This window comes from Pseudolysinimonas sp. (assembly GCF_044239695.1).
GTDB lineage: Bacteria > Actinomycetota > Actinomycetes > Actinomycetales > Microbacteriaceae > Pseudolysinimonas_A.
In genome coordinates, this window is the sequence record NZ_JBIIAW010000027.1 from 24,238 (window position 1) to 30,237 (window position 6,000).

General features: G+C 71.5%; 7 protein-coding genes. 6 read left to right on the forward strand and 1 reads right to left on the reverse strand.

Annotated features, from left to right (window positions below):
* Positions 1-36 precede the first annotated feature (36 nt).
* From ACILQS_RS06210 to ACILQS_RS06235, 6 genes are all read left to right on the forward strand, one after another.
* The gene (locus tag ACILQS_RS06210) at positions 37-603 is read left to right on the forward strand and encodes a PadR family transcriptional regulator (protein ID WP_395639246.1); all 567 of its coding nucleotides are present in this window, start codon (positions 37-39) and stop codon (positions 601-603) included.
* A 312-nt stretch (positions 604-915) separates the two neighbouring features.
* Positions 916-1,500, forward strand: a complete 585-nt coding sequence (locus tag ACILQS_RS06215; RefSeq protein WP_395639247.1) for a nuclease-related domain-containing protein — start codon at positions 916-918, stop codon at positions 1,498-1,500.
* Between the two features lie 73 nt (positions 1,501-1,573).
* Positions 1,574-2,080: a hypothetical protein gene (locus ACILQS_RS06220; protein ID WP_395639248.1), complete on the forward strand. Its 507-nt coding sequence runs from the start codon at positions 1,574-1,576 to the stop codon at positions 2,078-2,080.
* A 98-nt stretch (positions 2,081-2,178) separates the two neighbouring features.
* A complete protein-coding gene (gene rpsO, locus ACILQS_RS06225; protein ID WP_309711293.1) occupies positions 2,179-2,448 on the forward strand; it encodes a 30S ribosomal protein S15 in 270 nt (89 codons plus the stop codon).
* A 185-nt stretch (positions 2,449-2,633) separates the two neighbouring features.
* The gene (locus ACILQS_RS06230; RefSeq protein WP_395639249.1) at positions 2,634-3,842 is read left to right on the forward strand and encodes an MFS transporter; all 1,209 of its coding nucleotides are present in this window, start codon (positions 2,634-2,636) and stop codon (positions 3,840-3,842) included.
* Between the two features lie 19 nt (positions 3,843-3,861).
* Positions 3,862-5,460 carry a hypothetical protein gene (locus ACILQS_RS06235; RefSeq protein ID WP_395639250.1) on the forward strand — a complete coding sequence of 533 codons (1,599 nt, stop codon included), beginning with the start codon at positions 3,862-3,864 and terminating at the stop codon, positions 5,458-5,460.
* On the opposite strand, the gene ACILQS_RS06240 is transcribed toward ACILQS_RS06235, so the two are convergent.
* Positions 5,457-6,000: hypothetical protein (locus ACILQS_RS06240; protein WP_395639251.1), on the reverse strand; the 544-nt coding region annotated here is incomplete at its 5' end. The genes ACILQS_RS06235 and ACILQS_RS06240 overlap by 4 nt on opposite strands.

Consider the following 6,000-nt stretch of genomic DNA (forward strand, 5'->3'; position numbering starts at 1 on the left):
CAGGCAGTTGGGAGAAACCCCATGCACCGCATGAACATGAATCACGATCGAGGCCTCCGTCAGGGAGCCCAGCCCACCCCGCGCTTCCGCGGCGGACCCCACCCGGGAGCCGACTACATGGGTTTCCTCGGCGGCCCGGCGTTCGGCCCCCGCGGCTTCGGCGGACGAGCCCGCAAGGGGGATGTCCGCAGCGCGATCCTCTCGCTCCTCGGCGAGGGGCCCACGAACGGCTACGGCCTCATCAAGGCGATCCAGGCCAAGAGCGAAGGCGCGTGGCGCCCGAGCCCGGGCTCGGTCTACCCGACGCTTCAGCAGCTCGTCGACGAAGGGCTCATCGCCCCCACGTCGGAAGGCGCCCGGGCCGAGTACACGCTCACCGACGAGGGCCGCGCCCACGTCGAGGAGAACCAGGACGAGATCGCGGCCGCCTGGACGCAGTCCCGCAACCCGTGGAAGGAGCAGGGTGACCTGCTCGCCGCCGCGCGGAAGCTGGCCGGCGTCGTGCGCCAGGTCGCGTCCGAGGGCACGACCGAGCAGCGGGCGAGCGCCGCCGCCAAGCTCGACGACCTCCGCCGTGAGCTCTACCGGATGCTCGGCGAGTAGCACCGCCGACTCGATCACACCGGCGCCCGCCGTGGGGAGACCTGCGGCGGGCGCCGTCGCGTCGGCTCGATCGGCGCACCGGGCGCCCCCGTTCGAGGGGGATGGACGGGGTATGCCGCCGCCGCTACCGTCGGAGTCGACGAGAGGGCGCCCGTGGATCAGGGAACGGCGCCGGATCCCTCGATGTGGTCGTTGCGATCGCGAGGGCCGGCACATGCGGTCAGTCACCGGTGCCTCGACATGCAGCGCGCGGCGCGACCGCGGTGCCTGTTCGGGCGATTGTTCGGCTTCGATCCGCTTCATCCGGATGCCGTGGCCTGGTATCGGGGTGCGCTCGACGAGCGCCGCGTCGGCCGCATCCTGTCCGAACTCGGCCGCGAATGGCGCGTGCTGCACGCCGTGCCCCAGGGGGAGGGCGCGACCGACATCGCCCATCTCGTCATCGGTCCTCCCGGCGTGCTCGCCATCACCTCCGGCGTGCACTCGGGAATCGCGTCGGCCGAAGCGGAGGCCCGCCTCGCCTCGCGGTCGCTGACCCGCGCGACCGGTTCCCCGATCGTCGCCCAGGCGATCATCGTCGCCGAGGAGCCGACGAGCCTCCCCGCGTCCGACTCGAAGGTCGCCGTCGTGTCGGCGGGTCGGCTCCTGCGGCACCTGCGGGCCCTTCCGGCGGCGTTCGGCCCCGATCTCGTCGCATCTGTCGCCCGCGCGGCGGAGGAGTGGACGACCTGGCGCCCGTTCAGCGTCGACGCCGCCCACACGGATCCCGACGACGCGTTCCTCCACCTCCACGCCGAGGTCACCCGGGCGCGAAGGCGCAGGACCCTCTGGCAGTCCGTCGGCCTCGTGACCTTGACGGCCCCGGTCCTCGTGATCGTCGCGAACCTCTTCTTCTAGCGTCGTTCTCGAGGCCACACCGGCCGTCGATCCGGGGGTTGCCTCCGCGGGGTCTGTCCCTAAGATGGGGGACATGACGGTCGCATTCCCGACGACCGGCATGACGAGTCCCCCGCTCGACCCCGCGCCCCGTTCTGCGACCGGCGCGTGCTCCGCGTGCGGCACGCGTGCCGCGAATCCGCTCGAGCCCTTCTGCGCGCACTGCGGCACCCGGGTCGCGGTCTCGGTCCGTGGGCGCACGGCGTCGATCGCCGCCACCCGGTCACTTCAGTTCGCGCTCCTCGCGGTGCTCACCAACATCCTCGTCGGCGGCACCTCCTTCGGCGTCGTCTACCTGCTCTCGGATGCCGCCCGGCTCACCGAAGCCGCGCTCGGGCTCGAGGCGCTGCGCCTCGTTCTCGTCGGCGTCCTGCTCGCCCTGGCGATCCGATTCGGCATCCGCGGTCTGCGGCAGACCCGCGACGGAGCGCTCACCCGGCGGCCCTGGGCGATCGCCGGCCTCGTCGTCTCCGGCTTCTACGCCCTGCTGGTGACCGGCTCTTTCGCCGCCACCGCCGCGCTGTACCTCGTCATCCTCTGATACCCTCGCAAGGTTGCCGTCTGAACGGCCGCGGATAAAGAGAGCTCGCACATCAGGTGACGAGCGCCGCGCAACGAGGTGAAGGAGGGATCGAATCTATGGCTCTTGACGCTGAGACCAAGAAGGCGATCATCGACGAGTACGCAACCCAGCCCGGTGACACCGGTTCCCCCGAGGTCCAGGTCGCGATGCTGACCAAGCGGATCAAGGATCTGACCGAACACCTCAAGGAGCACAAGCACGACCACCACTCGCGTCGTGGTCTGCTCCTCCTCGTGGGCCAGCGGCGTCGTCTGCTGGGCTACCTCCAGGACATCGACATCGAGCGCTACCGCTCGCTGATCGAGCGCCTGGGACTTCGCCGATAGGCGAAGTCCTGAGGGGCAGCGCCTGCTGAGTCGCTCGGCAGAGCCGAGCGACTGCGCCGCTAATCGCGGATCGCCGCAGCGCAAGACACGACGGGCCGTCGTCCTCCGGGACGGCGGCCCGTTTCGCTTTTCCAGTCAGCGACAGCGCACCGAGCGGCCACGCGCCGGGGTTCTAGGGTCGGAGGGTGACCGACCCTCGAGCGGCGCGCGGTCCCGCGCCGGTGGTGCTGCAGCTGGCGCTGCTGAGCTTCGGCACGTTCATCGTCGGCACCAACGGCTTCATCATCGCCGGCCTGCTGCCGGACATCGCCGCGAGTCTCGAGACCACACCGAGCGGGGTCGGCATCTCGATCACCGTCTACGCCGCAGTGGTCGCGGTGCTCGCCCCGACGTTCGCGACGCTGCTGGCCCGCGTGCCGCGCACCCGTCTCATGGCAGCAGGTCTGCTGGTGACGGCGGTCGGCACGGCGATGACCGCCCTCGCAGGCGACCTCACGGGGTTCATCCTCGGGCGCGCCGTCGCGGGCATCGGCGGGGCGGCGATCGTCCCCACCGCGGTCGCCGCCGCGGCCGTGATGGTGCCGGTGTCGCGGCGCGGGTGGGCGATCGCGATCGTCATGCTGGGGTTCACGTTCTCGACGGCTCTCGGGTCGCCGCTCGGGACCGCCATCGCCCACGTCGGCGGATGGCAGCTCCCGCTGGCCGGAGTGGCGGTGCTCGGGGGACTCGCCGCGCTCCTCGTCGCCCTCGTCGTGCGCGGGGTGCCGGTCGGCCCGCCGCTGTCGTTCGCCCGCCGGTTCTCGGTGCTGGCCGAGCCGCGCATCCTGTTCGCCCTGCTCAGCACGGTGTTCACGATCGCCGGGTTCAACATCGCCTACATCTTCAGCTCCACCTTCACCGTCGACGCGACGGGCGGCTCGGGGGCGCTGCTCGCCCTGCTCCTGCTGGGCTACGGCGTCGGCGGTATCGTCGGGAACCAAGTCGCCGGCCGGCTCACCGACCGGTACGGCAACCGGATCGTGGCGCGGATCCTCATGGTGACGCACGTCGTCATCCTTCTGGTGATGCCGCTCGCCGAGCCGTCCTTCGCCGCCCTCGCCGTCGTCTTCCTGGTCTGGGGGTTCGCCGCGTTCGGCACCGGCATCCCGGCGCAGCACCGGCTCGCCTCCGTCGATCCCGACCGCGCGTCGGTCGCGGTGTCCTGGTATTCGACCGCCGTCTACGTGGGGATCGCGATCGCGCCGCTGATCGGAGGCTTCGCGCTCGAGGCGGTCGGACCGTCGCAGGTGCCGCACGCGGCCGCGATCTCGGTTCTGGTCGCGGCGGTGCTGTTCCAGATCGGCTATCTCACGCGTCGGGCCCCCGACGATCCCCGCGCCCGCGAGGCCGCGTAGCGCCGCTACCCTCGGACGCATGAGCCGTGTCGGGATGGCCCTCGGTGCCCGCATCGGTCTGCTGCGGCCCGACCTCGTGCCGGCCCGCGACCTGGTCTGGATCGTCGCGTGCTGGACGCTGACCGTCGTCGCGGTCGTCATCATCCTGTTTCCCGGCAGCACCGACGGGATCGTCGCGCGCCAGGCCGGGTCGTCGGGTCTGATCGGACTCTTCATGGCGCCCCTCGGCATCCGGGTCTTCCTCCTCGGGGCCGCGGCCCTGCTCGCTGGGACCCTCGTACTCGTGCTGCGGCGGTCCGACGCGGGGGCGGTCGCTCGCGAGCTCGGCCTCGCCGTCGCCGCGGTGTTCCCGACGCTCGCGCTGCTTGCCGACCGGCAGTGGGCTCTTGCCGGGATCGCGCTCGTGCTCGCCGCAGCCGCCGAGGTGATCGCCCACCGGCCGGCCGTCCGCGGCACGGACACCGCGGTGGCGGTGCTCGCGACGGCGACCTGGGGCGTGCTGTTGGTGGAGCAGTTCGTCGCGGAGGACGCCGCAGACGGGTGGACCTGGATCGCCCTGTTCGGTTTCGCGGCTGTCTTCGCGGCGTTCGGCAGCTACTACGGGGTGGCGCGCGCCGCTGAATCGCGATCCCGTCGGCTGCAGCCGCTGTTCCGCGACGATCTCCCCCCGGCGGCGGTCGTCGGCATCGTCGCCGTCGTCGTCGTCCTGACCGCGCTGCGCCTGACCGTCGCGCGCGACCTCTTCCCGACGCCCGACCCGCGACTCTGGACACCGCTCGAGACACCACCGATCTCCTGGCTGCACGCCGCACTCGTCGCGGGGCTCGTCGTCGTGCTGGCCGCGCGCTCGGTGCGGCACCCGCTACGACGCTCGCAGGAACGCCGGATGACCGCGGCACTCGCCGTCGCAGGCAACGCCGAACTCGCCGCCGGGGTCGCCGTGATCCTGGCGGGGATGGTGATCTCGGCGGCGAGCGGAGACTTCGTCGCCCCCGGCATCCCGTCGGTCGTCGTCGCGGCGCTCAAGTTCGGGGGAGTGGTCGTGATCACGGCCGTCGCGCTGCTGCCGGCGTTCCGCGGGACTGTGGCCCGCACGCTCGCCCTGATCACCGGTGCCTACCTCGTGCCGCTCACCCTGCAGGGCCTGCTGCGCGAGGGAGAACCGGATGTCGTGGGCTTCGCCGCGACACCCGTGCAGGTTGCCCTGCTGCTCCTCGCCGTCGCGGTCGTCGGCGTCGTCTTTCCGGCGGTGCGCCGGATGCTCGGCAGCGCGCTCACGGTGCGCCTCGCCGTCGTGCCGTTCGTCGCCGTGCACGCCGGCTGGCTGCTGCCCGCGGCGTGGACGGACCTCGGGCGCATCGTGCTCGTGGTCGGCGTCGTGCTCGCGCTGCTGTTCCTCCTGCCGCCGCTCGCGGCCGACCGCGAGCGGCATGCGCTCGACCTGCTCGGCGCCTCCGCCGGTCAGCTGCTTGCGCTCGTGGTGTTCCTGCTCGCCCTGCCGAGTTTCCTCGACGATCCGCAGCTCGTGGTGCTGGGACTGTTCTGGCTCTCCGTCGCCGTCGTCGCCGCGCTCACGGTGCGCACAGCCGCTGCCGAGGAGCCCGCCGCCTCAGGCTAAGCCGCGGGTTCGAGGGCGGCGAGCTGCCGCGCGTACTCTTCGATGAATCGTCGGAACTCGGCCTCGGTCGGGCCGTAGCCGTCGCTGTTCAGGCTGAGTCGGACGACGACGTTGCCGCGCTGGAGATCGACCGTATAGAAGCGACCCCAGTCGGTGGTCTGCGACCACGCCATGGCGGCGACGCTCGACGGCACCTCGATGGCCGGGGCTTCCTGCAAGTGGACCGAGTATTCGCCGTAGTCGTCCTCCGTGGTGTACGCGGTGCAGTCGTCGAGGAAGCGGTCGAGGTCTGCCATGTGCGCCGACGCCGTTGCGGTGTCGTCGAAGAGTCGTCCGGTGGTCGTCAGCACGTAGTACTGGTCGTTGCTGGAGTTGTAGCCGTAGTAGTAGACCTCGTCGTCATATCCCGGGTCGGACGACAGCATGAAATCCGACTCCGGGGAGGCGATGGGTGCGTAGGGAAAGCTGAAGAAGCAGTCGTCGGGTGACCCGTCCTGGGTGCGCCAGGCGTCGTAGTTCGCGCGGTGCTCGGTGCCGGCC

Coding starts and splice junctions, on each gene's coding strand:
- ACILQS_RS06235 (WP_395639250.1), top strand. CDS start 3,862: ATGAGCCGTGTCGGGATGGCCCTCGGTGCCCGCATCGGTCTGCTGCGG.
- ACILQS_RS06210 (WP_395639246.1), top strand. CDS start 37: ATGAATCACGATCGAGGCCTCCGTCAGGGAGCCCAGCCCACCCCGCGC.
- ACILQS_RS06220 (WP_395639248.1), top strand. CDS start 1,574: ATGACGGTCGCATTCCCGACGACCGGCATGACGAGTCCCCCGCTCGAC.
- rpsO (WP_309711293.1), top strand. CDS start 2,179: ATGGCTCTTGACGCTGAGACCAAGAAGGCGATCATCGACGAGTACGCA.